Genomic DNA, 14,799 nt, shown 5'->3' with positions numbered 1-14,799 from the left:
GACTGAGAGACTCCGGAAGGTTTCGCATTCGCATGTCCATCATCAGTACTGATCACGTCGTCGTGTCCGAGAACGCCGACACCCCCGACATCACCGAGACGGTCGAGGAGACCGGGACCGAGGCCGTCGAGGCCGCTCCCGAGGCCACCTTCGCCGAACTGGGTCTGCCCGAGGGCGTCGTGCGCAAGCTCGCGCAGAACGGCGTGACCACCCCCTTCCCGATCCAGGCCGCGACCATTCCGGACGCCCTGGCCGGCAAGGACATCCTCGGCCGCGGCCGCACCGGCTCCGGCAAGACCCTCTCCTTCGGCCTGCCGGCCCTGGCCACGCTGTCCGGCGGCCGCACCGAGAAGCACAAGCCGCGCGCCGTCATCCTGACGCCGACCCGCGAGCTGGCCATGCAGGTGGCCGACGCGCTCCAGCCGTACGGCGACGTCCTCGGCCTGAAGATGAAGGTCGTCTGCGGCGGTACCTCCATGGGCAACCAGATCTACGCCCTGGAACGCGGCGTGGACGTCCTGGTCGCCACGCCGGGCCGACTGCGCGACATCATCAAGCGCGGCGCCTGCTCCCTGGAGAACGTGCAGATCGCCGTCCTCGACGAGGCCGACCAGATGTCCGACCTGGGCTTCATGCCCGAGGTCACCGAGCTGCTCGACCAGGTGCCCGCGGGCGGTCAGCGGATGCTGTTCTCCGCGACCATGGAGAACGAGATCAAGACCCTCGTCGACCGGTACCTGAACAACCCGGTCAGCCACGAGGTCGACGCCGCCCAGGGCGCCGTGACGACCATGTCGCACCACATCCTGGTCGTGAAGCCCAAGGACAAGGCGCCGGTCACCGCGGCCATCGCCTCCCGCAAGGGCCGCACCATCATCTTCGTCCGCACCCAGCTGGGCGCGGACCGCGTCGCCGAGCAGCTGCGCGATTCGGGTGTGAAGGCCGACGCGCTGCACGGCGGCATGACCCAGGGCGCGCGTACCCGCACCCTGGCCGACTTCAAGGACGGCTACGTCAACGTCCTGGTCGCCACCGACGTCGCCGCGCGCGGCATCCACGTCGACGGCATCGACCTGGTCCTGAACGTCGACCCGGCCGGTGACCACAAGGACTACCTGCACCGTGCCGGCCGTACGGCGCGCGCGGGCCGTACCGGCACCGTCGTCTCCCTCTCCCTGCCGCACCAGCGGCGCCAGATCTTCCGGCTGATGGAGGACGCGGGCGTCGACGCCACGCGCCACATCATCCAGGGCGGCGCGGCCTTCGAGCCGGAGGTCGCCGAGATCACCGGGGCCCGGTCGATGACCGAGGTCCAGGCCGAGTCCGCGGGCAACGCGGCGCAGCAGGCCGAGCGCGAGGTCGCCCAGCTCAACAAGGAGCTGGAGCGCGCCCAGCGGCGTGCGACCGAGCTGCGCGAGGAGGCCGACCGGCTGGTCGCGCGGGTCGCGCGGGAGCGTGGCGAGGACCCGGAGGCGGTGCTGGCCGAGGTGGCCGCCGCCGCGTCCGACGCGCAGGCCGAGGTCTCGCTGCCCGAGCAGCCGGGCGCGCGGGACGTGGAGAAGGCGGAGAAGACCGAGCGGAGCGGCGGCAACGGCCGGGACCGCTTCGCCGACCGCGGCGACCGTTCGTACGACCGCAATGACCGCGGCGGCGACCGTGGTGGCCGTTCCTTCGACCGTCGTGACGACCGCGGCGGTGACCGTGGCGGCTTCCGTCGTGACGACCGCAATGACCGTGGTGGCGACCGTGGTGGCCGTTCCTTCGACCGTCGTGACGACCGTGGTGGCCGTTCCTTCGACCGTCGTGACGACCGCGGTGGCGACCGTGGCGGCTTCCGTCGTGACGACCGCAATGACCGTGGTGGCGACCGTGGTGGCCGTTCCTTCGACCGTCGTGACGACCGCGGCGGTGACCGTGGCGGCTTCCGTCGTGACGACCGCGGCGAGCGCGGTGGGCACCGTGGCAGCGACCGTCCGTTCAACCGTGACCGTCAGGGTGACCGTCCCGGCAGCGACCGTCCGTTCAACCGTGACCGTCAGGGTGACCGTCCCGGCAGCGACCGTCCGTTCAACCGTGACCGTCAGGGGGACCGCCCCGGCTTCCGCTCCGGCGGCCACGACCGTCCGTTCGGCCGCCGTGACGACCACCGGGGTTCGTCCTTCGGCCGCCGTGACGACAAGCCGCGCTGGAAGCGCAACGGCTGACCGCCTGACTGTCTGACCGTCTCAACGCGCCGTGGCCTCCGCCCCACCGGGTGGAGGCCACGGCGCGTTGTTGACGGACTGCTTTCCGGCCGGTGAGTGACGCATGTCACGCCCACCGTAAGGGCATTGCTGGGGTCATGACAGATGACGCCAAGGCGAGTGGGCTGTCGGACGAGGAACGGCTGGCCCAGCTCGGCTACACCCAGGTTCTGGCCCGCCGCATGTCGGCGTTCTCCAACTACGCGGTCTCCTTCACCATCATCTCGGTCCTCTCGGGCTGCCTGACCCTCTATCTCTTCGGCATGAACACGGGCGGCCCCGCCGTCATCACGTGGGGCTGGGTCGCCGTCGGCCTGATGACCCTATTCGTCGGCCTGGCGATGGCCGAGATCTGCTCGGCGTACCCGACCTCGGCGGGCCTGTACTTCTGGGCGCACCGCCTCGCACCGCCCCGTACGGCCGCCGCCTGGGCGTGGTTCACGGGCTGGTTCAACGTGCTGGGCCAGGTCGCGGTGACCGCCGGCATCGACTTCGGTGCCGCGTCCTTCCTGGGCGCCTACCTGAACCTCCAGTTCGGCTTCGAGGTCACGCCGGGCCGCACGATCCTCCTCTTCGCCGCGATCCTCATCCTCCACGGCCTCCTGAACACCTTCGGCGTCCGCATCGTCGGCCTCCTCAACAGCATCAGCGTCTGGTGGCACGTCGCCGGCGTCGCGGTCATCGTCGGCGCGCTGACCCTCGCCCCCGACCAACACCAGTCGGCGTCCTTCGTCTTCGGCGAGTTCGTCAACAACACCGGCTGGGGCAGCGGCGTCTACGTGGTCCTCATCGGCCTGCTGATGGCCCAGTACACCTTCACCGGCTACGACGCCTCCGCCCACATGACCGAGGAGACGCACGACGCGTCCACGGCCGGCCCGAAGGGCATCGTCCGCGCCATCTGGACGTCCTGGATCGCCGGCTTCGTCCTCCTCCTCGGCTTCACCTTCGCGATCCAGTCCTACGAGGGCGCCCTGACGTCCCCCACGGGGGCGCCGCCCGCCCAGATCCTGCTCGACGCCCTCGGCGCGACCGCCGGGAAGCTGCTCCTTCTCGTCGTCATCGGAGCGCAGCTCTTCTGCGGGATGGCGTCGGTGACGGCCAACAGCCGCATGATCTATGCCTTCTCGCGCGACGGCGCGCTGCCCTACTCCCACGTCTGGCACACGGTCAACCCGCGCACCCGCACGCCGGTCGCGGCGGTCTGGCTGGCGGCACTGGCCGCGCTGGTCCTCGGCCTGCCCTACCTGATCAACGTCACGGCGTACGCGGCGGTGACGTCGATCGCCGTCATCGGCCTCTACATCGCGTACGTCGTCCCGACCCTGCTGCGCGTCCGCAAGGGCGCCGCCTTCGAACGCGGGCCCTGGCACCTGGGCCGCTGGTCGCAGGCGGTGGGCGTGGTGGCGGTGGCGTGGGTCGGCGTCATCACGGTCCTGTTCATGCTGCCGCAGGTCTCGCCGGTCACGTGGGAGACCTTCAACTACGCGCCGATCGCCGTCCTGGTCGTTCTCGGCTTCGCCGCGACCTGGTGGCTGGCCTCGGCCCGCCACTGGTTCCTCAACCCCGACCACGAACGCACCCGGGCCCGCGCGGCCGCCCGCGCGAACGCCCCCGAGCCGGTGGATCCGTAGCCACCGCGTCCCACGACACCGGCGCGACGCGGCCGGGACCCCGATACCCGATCGGCGTCCCGGCCGCGTCGGGCTATGCTCGGTGTGGCAACATCACGCAACACGCCCCGGGCCCTTAGCTCAATTGGCAGAGCAGTGGACTTTTAATCCATTGGTTGTGGGTTCGAGTCCCACAGGGCCTACGGTTCGCAGGCGGGCGCACGCCCTCTGACCTGCTGCACGGCGCCCGGGTCGGCTTCGGCCGACCCGGGCGCCGACTCGTTCCCGGGCTCGTGCGTGAGCGAAAGCTCCCCTTACCGGCGGCGCAGGGCCTTGACCATCCAGGGTTGGAAGGGGAGGTGCGCGGGAACCACCTGCCAGTCGTTGACGATCCAGACCAGGCGCCAGTAGCGCTCGACGAGCGGGTCGTGTCCCGCCTCGAACTGCCGGGCCATCCACTCCCGCAGTTCGGTGCCGTCAGGGCGGCCGAGGGTGGCGGCGAAGCGCTCCACGACGGCGTCGACGAACGGGACGGCATCGTCACCGTCCGGGTCGATGTCCGCGGCCCTGGCGGCGGCGACAGTCTGTCTGACGAAGGGGATGAGCTCCGCCACCGCCTCGGGAGCCGCACCCGGCAGGGCGTCCGCGTCGGCGGGCGGGACCGCCGCATGCGCCATCCGCGCGCGGAAGCCGTCGTCGGCGATGAGTTCGGCGATCTCCACCCACGCGGCGAGCTGGGCGTCGGACGGTACGTCGGGGAGATCGGGCAGGGCGGTGCGCAGGGCAGCGGCACCGCTGCGGGCGCGGGGAGTGTCGGCGCCGAGGCCGGCGATGAAGTCGGTCACCATGCGCCGTCGTTCGTCGGAGGTGAGGCGGGTGAGGCGGTGCATGAGAACTGTCTCCTCGGGGTTCGAGCCGCGCTGGGCGACGAGACGCAGCATGCTTTGCCGCATGTGCAGCACGCGGATCTGGAGGGCGGTGGCGTCGGCGTGCGCGGCGGCGACCTCGGCGACGGGGAGGTCACCGTCCAGGACGCGGCGGACGGTGGCGAGGTCGACGTCCAGCTCCCGCAGGACGCAGATGAGGTGGAGTCGGCTCAGGGCCGCGTCGCTGTAACGGCGGTAGCCGGCCGGGGTGCGGTGCGTGGGTGGCAGCAGGCCGGTGTCCGAGTAGAACCGGATCGTCCGTACCGGCACGCCGGTGCGGGCGGACAGTTCACCGATCGAGTGCGGGGGCGTCGCGCCGTTCATGACGCACACTCTCCGGTCTCCAGTCACTGGAGAGTCAAGCCGCGGTACGGGATGCGTCAGGCCGGCAGCGTTGGTTGCCCGCGGTTCCTCCCGCGCCACTTCGCGGGCCGCGCCGGCGAACGCCGCCACCGCACCGGTGCCGTTCCCGGCCCTACACACCGGGGAGCCGCTGAAGGGACTGTTCCTCGCGGAGCCGAAAGCCCGGGAAGCAGCGGCCATCGGCTGGCGGGACGGGACTGACGCGTGGCCGAGAGACCGCAGCGGGGAGCTCAGGACAGACGGCGTCCCAGCTCCGCCGACTGCCGGTTGTACCCCTTGGTGTCCCACCACTCCTCCAGCAGCGCACGCACCAGGTGCACGAGTTGCCGGAGGCGGGCGGGGTCCGGGGCCGCCGAGTCGAGGACGTCCGTGAAGGAACTGTCCTCCCAGGGCAGGGCGACGGTCCAGCGTTCATCCGGCCGCCCCGGCTGCTCGACCTTGACGTCGTACGTCAACAGGGCGTGGCCCCCGGGGCGGCGGTCGACGGACAGGCCGGCGATGCCGAACCGCACACTGCCGTCGCCTGTGGTGCAGGGCCCGGCCAGTGCCCGCTCGGCCGGTGTCTGCGCCGTCATGGGTACCCCTTCACGTCTGTGGTCGAGAGCACGGGCTGTACCGGCCCGGTGCTCAGCCGGTGTTCAGCACGTGGCGGCTGCCGACTGGATCACGACGCCTTCGCCGGGCGGATCAGCGTGCCGGTGTAGTACGCGACACCGTGGACACGGCGTGCCCACCCGTCCTGCCAGTTCGGGCCCGGGGGACGGCAGGACGGAGGCGAGCGGCAGTCCACTGGACGGCCGGACTGCGCTGACCGGCCGGCGCCTTCCCGAGTCCGACCTCCGCGACTGGCCTCCCGAGAAGGGGCGCGGCGGACGTAGGAAGGCCGCCGAGTGGCGAGACCGCGCGGGCAGTAGGGCGGGACCGTCAGTTGTCGGTCACGTCGTCCTTTTCGGACGCGCCGGGTTGCCCGATGACGTACGTGCCCTTCGCGGGCAGCGTCGCGACGAGGCCCCGGTTCCGCAGCTCGACGATCGCGCGTCGCACGGTGCCGATGCTCACGCTGTAGAGCCCTGTCATGGCCCGTTCGCCAGGCAGTGCCGCTCCCTGTGGAAGCTTGCCGGACGCGATCTCGGCGGCAATGGCGTCCGCGAGCTTCACGTACTCGTAGCGCGGTAGCTCAGTCATTCCTTCACGGTGCTGCACCCTTTCGCAGCTCGCAGGGGCAGAACGCGTCGTGCCGCGTCGGGACGCGGTAGGACTCGGAGGGGTGCGGGGGGACGCGGTTAGCGGTATTGTCGCCAACACAAAGACCCCGGCGGCCTGGCAGGGCCCCGGGGCACGGCCAACGCTTACCAGGAGCGTCGACATGCACGACCTTATCCACCGCATCGCCCATTGGCTGGGCCCTCTCTTCGGCCCGGGTACCGGAACCCACCGCGCGGGCAGCGCCCAGCGCCCGCGCACCCTCCCCAGTACCGCCCCCGCGCGCCTCCCCCTCCACCACTCCCCCTACTGCCGTCACCACCCCCTCGACGGCGCCGACTCCCGCCTCGTCCGCCCCTACCTCGCCGCCCGCGAACAGGAAGCGGACAGGGACCGTCAGCGGCACCGCCGCCTCGCCCTCGTGCTCGCCGCCGATTTCGGCATCGACCTCGATCAGCACGTCGTCGGCGCCCGGAAGGCGGCCGCCTGATGACGGCGTACACCGCGCTGCGACTCCTGCCCTGGCTGTCGCCGGAAGGCAAGCCCTGCTTCCTCGCCCCCGGCGACGGGAGCGGGACCGTGTCGCGCCTCGCCGACGAGACGGAGGCCCGGCAGCTCACCGAAGGACTGGACGTGCTCCGCTCCGCCCGCCGGCTGCTCGACGACCCCGTGTCACCGAACGCCGAGGTCCGCTACACCGCGATCCGGCTGACGGAGTGCCTCGCCGACGTGCTGAGGGTCGCGGAGTCCCGTGGCCGACGCCTGCCTCAGCCCGGCGTCGATGAGGGAGCGTGCTCATGAAGCCTCGTACCGCGAAGCGGTCCCCGGCTCGAGGCCTGGCCATCGAGTGGCCCGCCTCGGATGCCGAGGCGGGCTATCGTCGGAGGCACGGTGCGCCGAAGGAGCACGAAGGAGTACATCCGGTCATGTCCGCACACGCCGCAGAACCCACGCCGGTCGTTCCTCGCATGCCCGAGCGGAATCCAAAGGCGTTGCGCGCTGCCATCGCCCAGTACGCTCCCCAGCTGCTGCCCGACTTCGACGAGCACTGGAAGCGGGCGATCGCCGACACCTTCGACATCGGTCCTCTTCCCGCGTTCATGGCCCGCTGGTGGGCCGAGTACGCGATCGCTCGCGATCCGGAGCTCGACGCACACATGGCTGATCTCCACCACCGTGCGGCGGATTCCACCGACGTCGTCGAGGCCAAGGCCCTGCTCGAAGAGGCCTCGAAGATCCGCCACCGGGTGCGGCAGACGGAGCCCGGCCAGTGACCGATGAGTTCCTGGGGCCGCCCTGGCAGATGGACTGGCGGCTTGACGCTCTGGCGGACCGCGAAACGCTGCCGGAGTCGGTCAGGGAGATGGTCGACGAGGCCCGTGCTGAACTGGTGACGGCCAAGGACCCGTTCTTCCGGGGAATCGACGCCGATGCGGACCTGCCGAAAACCATGTACGTCGAACCGGTACGGTCCACCGATCCCAAGGGCCCGCACATCCCGTTCTTCGACAACCATCGGGGATGGCTGGTCTATACCTTCGTTCCGCGCGTCGAGGATCCTCAGATCACCGTGGAAGAGGTCTTCTGGCAGTGACTCGGGCTCAGGTGAGGCGTTCGCCGTGCCTGAGCCGATCGCCCCGGACAACGTCCACGCCTCCCACGGAGCGCCCCTGATGCCCCTCCCCTACGTCCTCCTCTCCGCCGCCGTCTCCCTCGACGGCTACCTGGACGACACCGGCCCCGACCGGCTCCTGCTCTCCTCCCCGGCCGACTTCGACCGCGTCGACGAGGTGCGGGCCTCCGTCGACGCGATCCTCGTCGGCGCCGGCACGATCCGGGCCGACAACCCGCGGCTGCTGGTGAACTCGGGCGAGCGGCGGGCGGCCCGGGTCGCGGCCGGGGAGGCGGAGTACCCGCTGAAGGTGACGGTCAGCGCCACCGGCGAGCTGGACCCGGCGGCGGCGTTCTGGCACACGGGCGGCGAGAAGGTGCTCCTGACCACGGACGACGGCGCCCGGCATGCCCACGCGCTGGGGCTCGCCGCCGACGTCGTGCCGCTCGGCCCCGCACTCGACTGGCCCGCGGGCCTGGAGTACCTGCACGACCGGCGGGGCGTGCGGCGGCTCATGGTCGAGGGCGGCGGGACCGTGCACACCCAGCTGCTCCAGCGGGAACTCGCCGACGAACTCCAGCTCGTCCTCGCGCCGCTGTTCGTGGGCGACCCGGGCGCGCCCCGCCTCTTCGGGCCCGGCGCCTACCAGGGCGGGCGCCTGCGGCTCGTGGAGTCGCGGCGCATCGAGGACGTGGTGCTGACGCGGTACCTGCCCACCGCCCCCGGCACCGGTGACCGCGTCACCGCCGCCGACCGGCACTGGCTGGCGCTCGCCTGCGAGCTTGCCGAGCTGTGCCCGCCGTCCGGGACGGCGTTCAGCGTGGGGGCGGTCGTGGTCGCCGCCGACGGGAGCGAGCTGGCGCGGGGACACTCGCGGGAGGGGGACGACCCCGTCGTGCACGCCGAGGAGGCGGCGCTCGCGAAGGCCGACCCCGCCGACCCGCGGCTCGCGACCGCCACCGTCTACAGCAGCCTGGAGCCGTGCGCCCGCCGCGCCTCCCGGCCCGCGCCCTGCGCCCGGCTGATCCTCGACGCCGGGGTACGGCGCGTGGTCACGGCCTGGCGGGAGCCGGACACCTTCGTGCCGGGGGCGGACGGCAGCGGAGTGCTCGCCGCCGGGGGCGCCGCCGTCGTCGTACTGCCGGAGTACGAGGAGCGGGCGAAGGCGCCGAACCGCCACCTGGAGGGGCAGGGAGATACGGATGTGCATTCCACCCCCGGGATGACGTACAGTAGAGACACAACGGCGCGGGGTGGAGCAGCTCGGTAGCTCGCTGGGCTCATAACCCAGAGGTCGCAGGTTCAAATCCTGTCCCCGCTACTCAAGGCCGAAGGCCGGAATCCATGAGGATTCCGGCCTTCGGTGTGTTTGCGGCGGATTACGCCGTCACTGACCCTCACTCCGGTCATTCCGTCACCTGGTCGCTCCCGTCCCCCGATCGGCCCTCACAGGCTCGCCCACCGCCCCCGCTCCGGGAAACCTGGAGGACCGGGACGGCAAGCGGCGCGGACGTGCGGGGTGGCGGGAGACGAGTGGTGCGGCCAGATGAGCTGGAGGACGAGGGAGCGTACGCCCGGGCCGGCGGCCGGTCCCCCGGCGATCCCGTGCCCGACCCCGGCCTCGGCGACGGCCCGGAACGCGTGCCGCCGGACGCGGGGCCGCCGCGGCGGACCTCGTACGGGCGGGCCTTCGTACGCCTGCTCCCCATGCTGCTGATCGTCGCCGCCGTCCTGTACGACATCTTCACCCCGAGGTACTTCACCGCGGGCCCCCTCTACACGGCCGCGCCCCTGGTCGCCGCCCCGATCTATTCACGGCGCGGCACGGCGCTCACCGGTGTCGCCGTGGTCGCCGCCGTCATCGCACTGCAACTGAGCAAGGGCGTCATCCACTACGTCGACTCCCTCACCGAGCTGATCACCATCGCGACGGTCGCCGTGCTCGCCGTACTCGTGAACGGCTTCGTCCGCCGCACCGGCGAGCGCCTCGTCTCCGTCCGCGAGATCGCCGAGGCCGCCCAGCGCGCCGTGCTGCCCGAGCCCGCCGAGCGGATCGGCGGTTTCGAGATCGCCGCCTGCTACGAGGCCGCGCAGGCCGACGCCTTCATCGGCGGCGATCTGTACGCGGTGCAGGACAGCGCGCGCGGCATCCGGCTCATCGTCGGGGACGTGCGCGGCAAGGGAATGGGCGCGGTGGCCGCCGTCGCCGTGGTGATCGGCGCGTTCCGGGAGGCCGCAGAGCAGGAGGCGACGCTGGAGGCGGTGGCGCAGCGGCTGGAGCGGGCGCTGGCGCGCGAGGGCACCCGGCGCGACGGACTGGACGCCTTCGAAGGGTTCACCACCGCCGTACTCGCCGAACTCCCGCACGGCGACGGGATCGTCCGCATCGTCAACCGCGGCCATCCGCCGCCCCTGCTGCTGTACGCCGACGGCACCCTGTGCCCGCTGCCCGCCCGGGAGCCGGCGCTGCCGCTCGGCATGGGCGAGCTGGGGGTGTGGCCCGACCGCGCGGAGGAGGCCGACTTCCCCGGTGGGGCCACGCTGCTGCTGTACACCGACGGACTGTCGGAAGCGCGGGACGCCCGGGGCGAGTTCTACGAGCCGCACGTGCGGATGGCCGGCCGTGTGTTCCGGCATCCGGCGGAGCTGCTCGACACCCTCGCCGAGGACGTACGCCGGCACTCCGGGGGCGGCATGGCCGACGACATGGCGCTGCTCGCCGTACGCCGGCCCTGATCGACCCTTCATCAACATCACCGGAAGTGACGGACCGACCGCCCTCCGCATAACAACTGACGTACTGTCAGAAAGTCGAGGAGGGAAGGGGAATACTCAAGCCCGGTCAACTCGCCCGGTTTTAACCGATCGTGAGGCGTACGTCCGGGCCGGATGCGTTAATGATCAAGAGGAACGGCTTGGAATCCGAGCCCCGCGTCTATTAACGTTCGATAACGCAGCGCGGTCGTCCCAGCCGTCACAGAAGGCGGCTCCGTGCGCACGCGCCGAATCCCGCGAGGGAACCGGGGAACCACCACATTGGGGTGAATCGGGCGTATGACGCCGTGCCGGACACGGCGGATATACGCGCGTAGGAGACCTTCCTGCTCCGAACCCGTCAGCTAACCCGGTAGGCGAAAGGAAGGAAAGGAGTACGCCCACGTGGCGTCCAACCGGCCTGCCCCCGAGGCCCCGTTCGTGCCCAGCGGGCACGAAACCGAAACCTTCGGATACGACGGCTACCGCACCGAAGAGGGCCCCTGGGAGGAGTGGAATCCCACCGCGGACTCCATCCGCCCCGTACGCGGCCGGCACCGCGTCGCCAAGCAGCGCGGCGGGCTCGCCCGCAGCTCCACCGTCCTCGGCGTCGGTGTCATAGCCGCGGTCGGCGCGGGCGGCATGGCCAGCGCGCAGACCGGCAAGCCGCCGGTGTCGATCTCCATGCCGGACCTGCCGAACGTCGGCTCGCTCATCTCCGACGAGGAGAAGCCGGAGCCGCAGGGTTCCGCCACCCCGCTCAGCGGCATCGGCACGGTCGCCGCCGAGACCTCCTCGGAGAGCGACCCCGGCGCCGGTGAGACGCTGCGGGCCCGGATCATGGCGCAGGCCGAGCAGCAGCAGGCCCAGGTCGAGACCAAGGCCGTCGCCGAAGCCGCGGCCGCCGCCGAGAAGAAGGCCGCGGAAGCCGCCGCCAAGGCGGAGAAGGAGGCCGAGGCCAAGGCCGCCGCCGCCAAGAAGAAGGCGGAGGAGGAGGCCGCGAAGAAGGCCGAGGCCGAGCGGCTCGCGAAGCTGGCCAAGCAGTACACGCTGCCGACCTCCTCGTACACCATCTCCTCCAGCTTCGGCCAGGCCGGCGCCTACTGGTCCTCCGGCTACCACACCGGCCTCGACTTCGCCGCCCCCACGGGCACGCTGCTCAAGGCCGTGCACAGCGGCACGATCACGTCGGCCGGCTGGGACGGGTCGTACGGCTACAAGACCGTGCTCACCCTCGACGACGGCACCGAGATCTGGTACGCCCACCAGTCCTCCATCAGCGTCAGCGTCGGCCAGGAGGTCACCACCGGTGACGTCATCGGCCGCGTCGGCGCCACCGGCAACGTCACCGGCGCGCACCTCCACATGGAGGTCCACACCAGCGGAGGCGGCGGCATCGACCCGATGGCGTGGCTGCAGAGCAAGGGTCTGACTCCCTGATCCACGCCATTTGATCCACGCCGTTTCCGGTCCTTCCGCCGCCCCTGGTCTCCGGCGGTCCTGACGACGACCCCCCGACGTCAGGGCTGCCGGTTTGCGGGATCTTCGCCCCGCTCCCGGTCGTCGGCGAGTGCCTCGCCTCCCGCGGCAACCGTGGTGACGTCGTCCTCGCCACCAGGGCCAGCCGGCACCCCGAGTACCCGGATCCGAGCGCCGCGAACATCGAGGCCGTTGCCGGCGCCTCGCAGGTCGATGTGGTCGGTGCCCAGGCGGCGCAACCGTACGCTCGCCTCCTCCGCCACCCCCAGCAGCTGCTCCAGAGCCACCGCCCAGACCGCCGGAGCGGAGCGGTCGGCACGACCGGTACTGCCGTTACGGCCGGTAGTGGCCGGGCGGGGAGTACGGGCGGTACGGGGTGCACGGGCTGTACGCGGCCGGTGCGGGGTACGGCGTCGGGGTCGCCGCCGAGGCCGCCGCCGGGGCCGTCGCGGGGTGGCCGGGCCCGTACGCCCCGTACGGGTGCGCCCAGTGCCGCACGGCCACCGGCACGGGCGGCGCCGTGGCCCGGGCCGCGTAGTCCAGTGCCGGACGCGCCACGTCGCGTCGGTGCCACAGGGCGCCCAGCAGTTCCCGCTCCCGTACGGCGAAGTCGGCGCCCGCCCTGCCCAGCCGCCCGCGCCGGCGCAGGAACGCCAGCGAGGTCGCGTACGCCTCGTACCGCGCCACCGCCCGCGCCGCCTCCTTCCCGGCGTGCCGGTGGGCGTGCCGGCGCGCGATGCGGCGGGCCCGCATCGAGCCGAGCGCGTACGGCTCCGTCGGCGTCAGCCACCCGGCCATGACGTACACGGGGAGCTCGGCGCGTACGGTGCCCAGTTCGCGCTGCCGGGTCCAGATCACCAGCCAGGTCAGCAGGCCGAAGGACGGCACCATGAATGCCCCGTACACGGCGAAGAAGCCGTACTCGCCGAACGCTGCCGAGCCGTTCCACAGCGCGTGCACGCCCATCGCCAGCAGCAGGCCGGCCAGAGGGAGCAGGGCACGGCGCAGGCGGTGCCGGCCCGCGGAGAGCGCGGCGACGCCGAAGCCGATGCCGGTGAGCACGGTGAAGAGCGGGTGGGCGAACGGTGACATCACGACGCGGACGAAGAAGGTCGCCGCGGTGACGGAGGCGATGCCGCTGTCGCCGGTGAGCTGGTCGGTGCCGAAGGCGTTGCCCAGGTAGAGGATGTTCTCGGTGAAGGCGAAGCCGGTGGCGGTGACGCCCGCTATGACGACGCCGTCGACGATGCCGGTGAAGTCCCGCCTGCGGAAGAGGAAGACCAGGAGGACGGCCGCGGCCTTGGCGGACTCCTCGACCACCGGGGCTATGACCGTGGCGCCCAGGGTGTCCGCGCCGGCCGGGTCGGCGGTGGCCGTCGCTATCCATCTCGTCGCGAAGCTGTTGGCGACGATCGCTATCAGCGCTGCCGCGCAGGCTCCCCAGGCGAAGCAGAACAGCAGGTTCCGCCACGGTCCGGGCTCGACCCGGTCCAGCCAGCGGAACGCGGCAATGAGCAACGGCACGGGCAGGACCGCGAGGCCGAGCCCCACCAGGAACCCCTGCGTGCCGGTCTGTTCGCGCACCAGGGCCAGGATCACCAGGCCGGAGAGCGCGAGCAGGGCGGTCAGTGCGCCGTAACGCACCCAGGGGTGCTGCCACCAGTGCGGATGCGTATGCGTCGGCGGGCGCGTCGGACACGGGGGACAGGTGGCCACGGCATGGACCCTAACCGGTGGGGGGCTGCTCCTTGTGCTGATCGCGGTGCTGATCGCGGTGCGACGCGGAGTGCGATACGGGGTGCTGTACGCGGCGGAAGAGCAAGTCGTTCACCACATGACCCTTGTCCAGTCCCTGGCCCTCGAAACGGGTCTGCGGCCGGTGGGCGGGGCGCGGCGCGAAACCGCCGTCCTGCACGGTGTTCTCGAAGTCGGGGTGCGCGGTGAGGACCTCCAGCATCTGCTCGGCGTACGGCTCCCAGTCCGTGGCGCAGTGCACGACGGCGCCCGGCGCGAGGCGGGCCGCGGCCAGGGCCAGGAACTCCGGCTGGATCAGGCGGCGCTTGTGGTGCCGCTTCTTGGGCCAGGGGTCGGGGAAGTAGACGCGCAGTCCGGCGAGGGAGCCGGGGGCGAGCATCTCCCGCAGGAGGATGATCGCGTCGCCGTTGGCCACCCGGATGTTGGACAGGTCGTACTGCTCCGCGAGACCCAGCAGGTTGCCCTGGCCGGGTGTGTGGACGTCCACGGCGAGGATGTTGGTGTCCGGGTCGGCGGCGGCCATCCGCGCGGTGGCCTCACCCATGCCGAAGCCGATCTCCAGGACGACGGGACGGGTGTTCCCGAACAGCTCGGCGAGGTCGATGACCCGCTGTCCGTCGATGTCCAGCCCCCACAGGGGCCACAGCCGCTGGAGCGCGTCCGCCTGCCCGGCGGTCACCCGGCTGCGCCGGGGCTGGAAACTCCGGATCCGCCGCTCGAAGTGCGACCCGGCGGGATCGGCCTTCGGTCCGTCCGGGAAACGGGGCTCGCCCTTGGCACGGATGTGCCGGAGGGAGGCACCGGCATGGGGGGCGGCGGGCTCGTCGGCGGCCGGCTCGGGGGCGGCCGGC

General features: G+C 71.8%; 14 protein-coding genes, 2 tRNA genes, 1 pseudogene and 1 riboswitch. Of the genes and pseudogenes, 11 read left to right on the top strand and 6 right to left on the bottom strand.

What is annotated here, in order from left to right:
- Positions 1 to 32: 32 nt before the first annotated feature.
- The 3 genes from EBH09_RS17005 to EBH09_RS16995 all read left to right on the top strand — a co-directional run bounded on the left by EBH09_RS17005 (position 33) and on the right by EBH09_RS16995 (position 4,059).
- Positions 33 to 2,204, top strand: a complete 2,172-nt coding sequence (locus EBH09_RS17005; RefSeq protein WP_121747864.1) for a DEAD/DEAH box helicase — start codon at positions 33 to 35, stop codon at positions 2,202 to 2,204.
- A 137-nt stretch (positions 2,205 to 2,341) separates the two neighbouring features.
- Complete coding sequence (locus tag EBH09_RS17000) at positions 2,342 to 3,877, top strand: amino acid permease (protein WP_121747863.1); 1,536 nt, start codon at positions 2,342 to 2,344, stop codon at positions 3,875 to 3,877.
- 109 nt (positions 3,878 to 3,986) lie between these two features.
- A tRNA-Lys gene (locus EBH09_RS16995) sits at positions 3,987 to 4,059 on the top strand.
- Between the two features lie 111 nt (positions 4,060 to 4,170).
- On the opposite strand, the gene EBH09_RS16990 is transcribed toward EBH09_RS16995, so the two are convergent.
- From EBH09_RS16990 to EBH09_RS16980, 3 genes are all read right to left on the bottom strand, one after another.
- Positions 4,171 to 5,106, bottom strand: coding sequence for a MerR family transcriptional regulator (locus tag EBH09_RS16990; RefSeq protein WP_121747862.1), 936 nt, complete (start codon positions 5,104 to 5,106; stop codon positions 4,171 to 4,173).
- A 269-nt stretch (positions 5,107 to 5,375) separates the two neighbouring features.
- Complete coding sequence (locus tag EBH09_RS16985; protein ID WP_121747861.1) at positions 5,376 to 5,720, bottom strand: hypothetical protein; 345 nt, start codon at positions 5,718 to 5,720, stop codon at positions 5,376 to 5,378.
- Between the two features lie 349 nt (positions 5,721 to 6,069).
- Positions 6,070 to 6,330, bottom strand: a complete 261-nt coding sequence (locus EBH09_RS16980; RefSeq protein WP_121747860.1) for a winged helix-turn-helix domain-containing protein — start codon at positions 6,328 to 6,330, stop codon at positions 6,070 to 6,072.
- Positions 6,331 to 6,511: 181 nt separating this feature from the next.
- Between EBH09_RS16980 and EBH09_RS16975 the strand changes: the two genes are divergently transcribed.
- The 8 genes and pseudogenes from EBH09_RS16975 to EBH09_RS16940 all read left to right on the top strand — a co-directional run bounded on the left by EBH09_RS16975 (position 6,512) and on the right by EBH09_RS16940 (position 12,154).
- Positions 6,512 to 6,838, top strand: coding sequence for a hypothetical protein (locus tag EBH09_RS16975; protein WP_121747859.1), 327 nt, complete (start codon positions 6,512 to 6,514; stop codon positions 6,836 to 6,838).
- Positions 6,838 to 7,149 carry a hypothetical protein gene (locus EBH09_RS16970; protein ID WP_121747858.1) on the top strand — a complete coding sequence of 104 codons (312 nt, stop codon included), beginning with the start codon at positions 6,838 to 6,840 and terminating at the stop codon, positions 7,147 to 7,149. The genes EBH09_RS16975 and EBH09_RS16970 overlap by 1 nt, the downstream gene beginning before the upstream one ends.
- A 125-nt stretch (positions 7,150 to 7,274) precedes the next feature.
- Positions 7,275 to 7,622 (top strand): DUF6247 family protein, encoded by a 348-nt coding sequence (locus tag EBH09_RS16965; protein WP_121747857.1) that lies wholly within the window; start codon positions 7,275 to 7,277, stop codon positions 7,620 to 7,622.
- Positions 7,619 to 7,942 (top strand): hypothetical protein, encoded by a 324-nt coding sequence (locus EBH09_RS16960; RefSeq protein WP_121747856.1) that lies wholly within the window; start codon positions 7,619 to 7,621, stop codon positions 7,940 to 7,942. The genes EBH09_RS16965 and EBH09_RS16960 overlap by 4 nt, the downstream gene beginning before the upstream one ends.
- A gap of 79 nt (positions 7,943 to 8,021) precedes the next feature.
- Positions 8,022 to 9,149: pseudogene (locus tag EBH09_RS16955) on the top strand (dihydrofolate reductase family protein); the annotation flags it as partial.
- A 58-nt stretch (positions 9,150 to 9,207) separates the two neighbouring features.
- Positions 9,208 to 9,281, top strand: a tRNA-Met gene (locus EBH09_RS16950).
- A gap of 215 nt (positions 9,282 to 9,496) precedes the next feature.
- Positions 9,497 to 10,696: a PP2C family protein-serine/threonine phosphatase gene (locus EBH09_RS16945; protein ID WP_193776366.1), complete on the top strand. Its 1,200-nt coding sequence runs from the start codon at positions 9,497 to 9,499 to the stop codon at positions 10,694 to 10,696.
- Positions 10,697 to 10,950: 254 nt separating this feature from the next.
- A riboswitch (cyclic di-AMP (ydaO/yuaA leader) is annotated at positions 10,951 to 11,108 on the top strand.
- Between the two features lie 11 nt (positions 11,109 to 11,119).
- On the top strand, positions 11,120 to 12,154 hold the full coding sequence (locus tag EBH09_RS16940; protein WP_121747855.1) for a M23 family metallopeptidase: 1,035 nt from the start codon (positions 11,120 to 11,122) through the stop codon (positions 12,152 to 12,154).
- Between the two features lie 80 nt (positions 12,155 to 12,234).
- Here the strand turns inward: EBH09_RS16940 and EBH09_RS16935 are convergent, their stop codons facing one another.
- From EBH09_RS16935 to trmB, 3 genes are read right to left on the bottom strand one after another with little or no spacing between them, the layout of a single operon-like run.
- On the bottom strand, positions 12,235 to 12,480 hold the full coding sequence (locus EBH09_RS16935) for a hypothetical protein (RefSeq protein ID WP_121747854.1): 246 nt from the start codon (positions 12,478 to 12,480) through the stop codon (positions 12,235 to 12,237).
- 46 nt (positions 12,481 to 12,526) lie between these two features.
- Positions 12,527 to 13,909, bottom strand: a complete 1,383-nt coding sequence (locus EBH09_RS16930) for a PrsW family intramembrane metalloprotease (protein WP_121747853.1) — start codon at positions 13,907 to 13,909, stop codon at positions 12,527 to 12,529.
- A gap of 10 nt (positions 13,910 to 13,919) precedes the next feature.
- Entirely contained in the window at positions 13,920 to 14,732 is an 813-nt protein-coding gene (gene trmB, locus EBH09_RS16925) for a tRNA (guanosine(46)-N7)-methyltransferase TrmB (RefSeq protein WP_238697350.1), read from the bottom strand.
- Between the last annotated feature and the right edge of the window lie 67 nt (positions 14,733 to 14,799).

It is taken from the genome of Streptomyces sp. E2N166, from assembly GCF_003671715.1.
In the GTDB taxonomy this organism is placed as follows: Bacteria; Actinomycetota; Actinomycetes; order Streptomycetales; family Streptomycetaceae; genus Streptomyces; species Streptomyces thinghirensis.
This window is presented reverse-complemented; position numbering and strand designations above follow the sequence as displayed.

Excerpts from the sequence above, each read along its gene's own strand:
- EBH09_RS17005 (WP_121747864.1), top strand. The coding sequence starts at position 33 with ATGTCCATCATCAGTACTGATCACGTCGTCGTGTCCGAGAACGCCGAC.
- EBH09_RS17000 (WP_121747863.1), top strand. The coding sequence starts at position 2,342 with ATGACAGATGACGCCAAGGCGAGTGGGCTGTCGGACGAGGAACGGCTG.
- EBH09_RS16990 (WP_121747862.1), bottom strand. The coding sequence starts at position 5,106 with ATGAACGGCGCGACGCCCCCGCACTCGATCGGTGAACTGTCCGCCCGC.
- EBH09_RS16985 (WP_121747861.1), bottom strand. The coding sequence starts at position 5,720 with ATGACGGCGCAGACACCGGCCGAGCGGGCACTGGCCGGGCCCTGCACC.
- EBH09_RS16980 (WP_121747860.1), bottom strand. The coding sequence starts at position 6,330 with ATGACTGAGCTACCGCGCTACGAGTACGTGAAGCTCGCGGACGCCATT.
- EBH09_RS16975 (WP_121747859.1), top strand. The coding sequence starts at position 6,512 with ATGCACGACCTTATCCACCGCATCGCCCATTGGCTGGGCCCTCTCTTC.
- EBH09_RS16970 (WP_121747858.1), top strand. The coding sequence starts at position 6,838 with ATGACGGCGTACACCGCGCTGCGACTCCTGCCCTGGCTGTCGCCGGAA.
- EBH09_RS16965 (WP_121747857.1), top strand. The coding sequence starts at position 7,275 with ATGTCCGCACACGCCGCAGAACCCACGCCGGTCGTTCCTCGCATGCCC.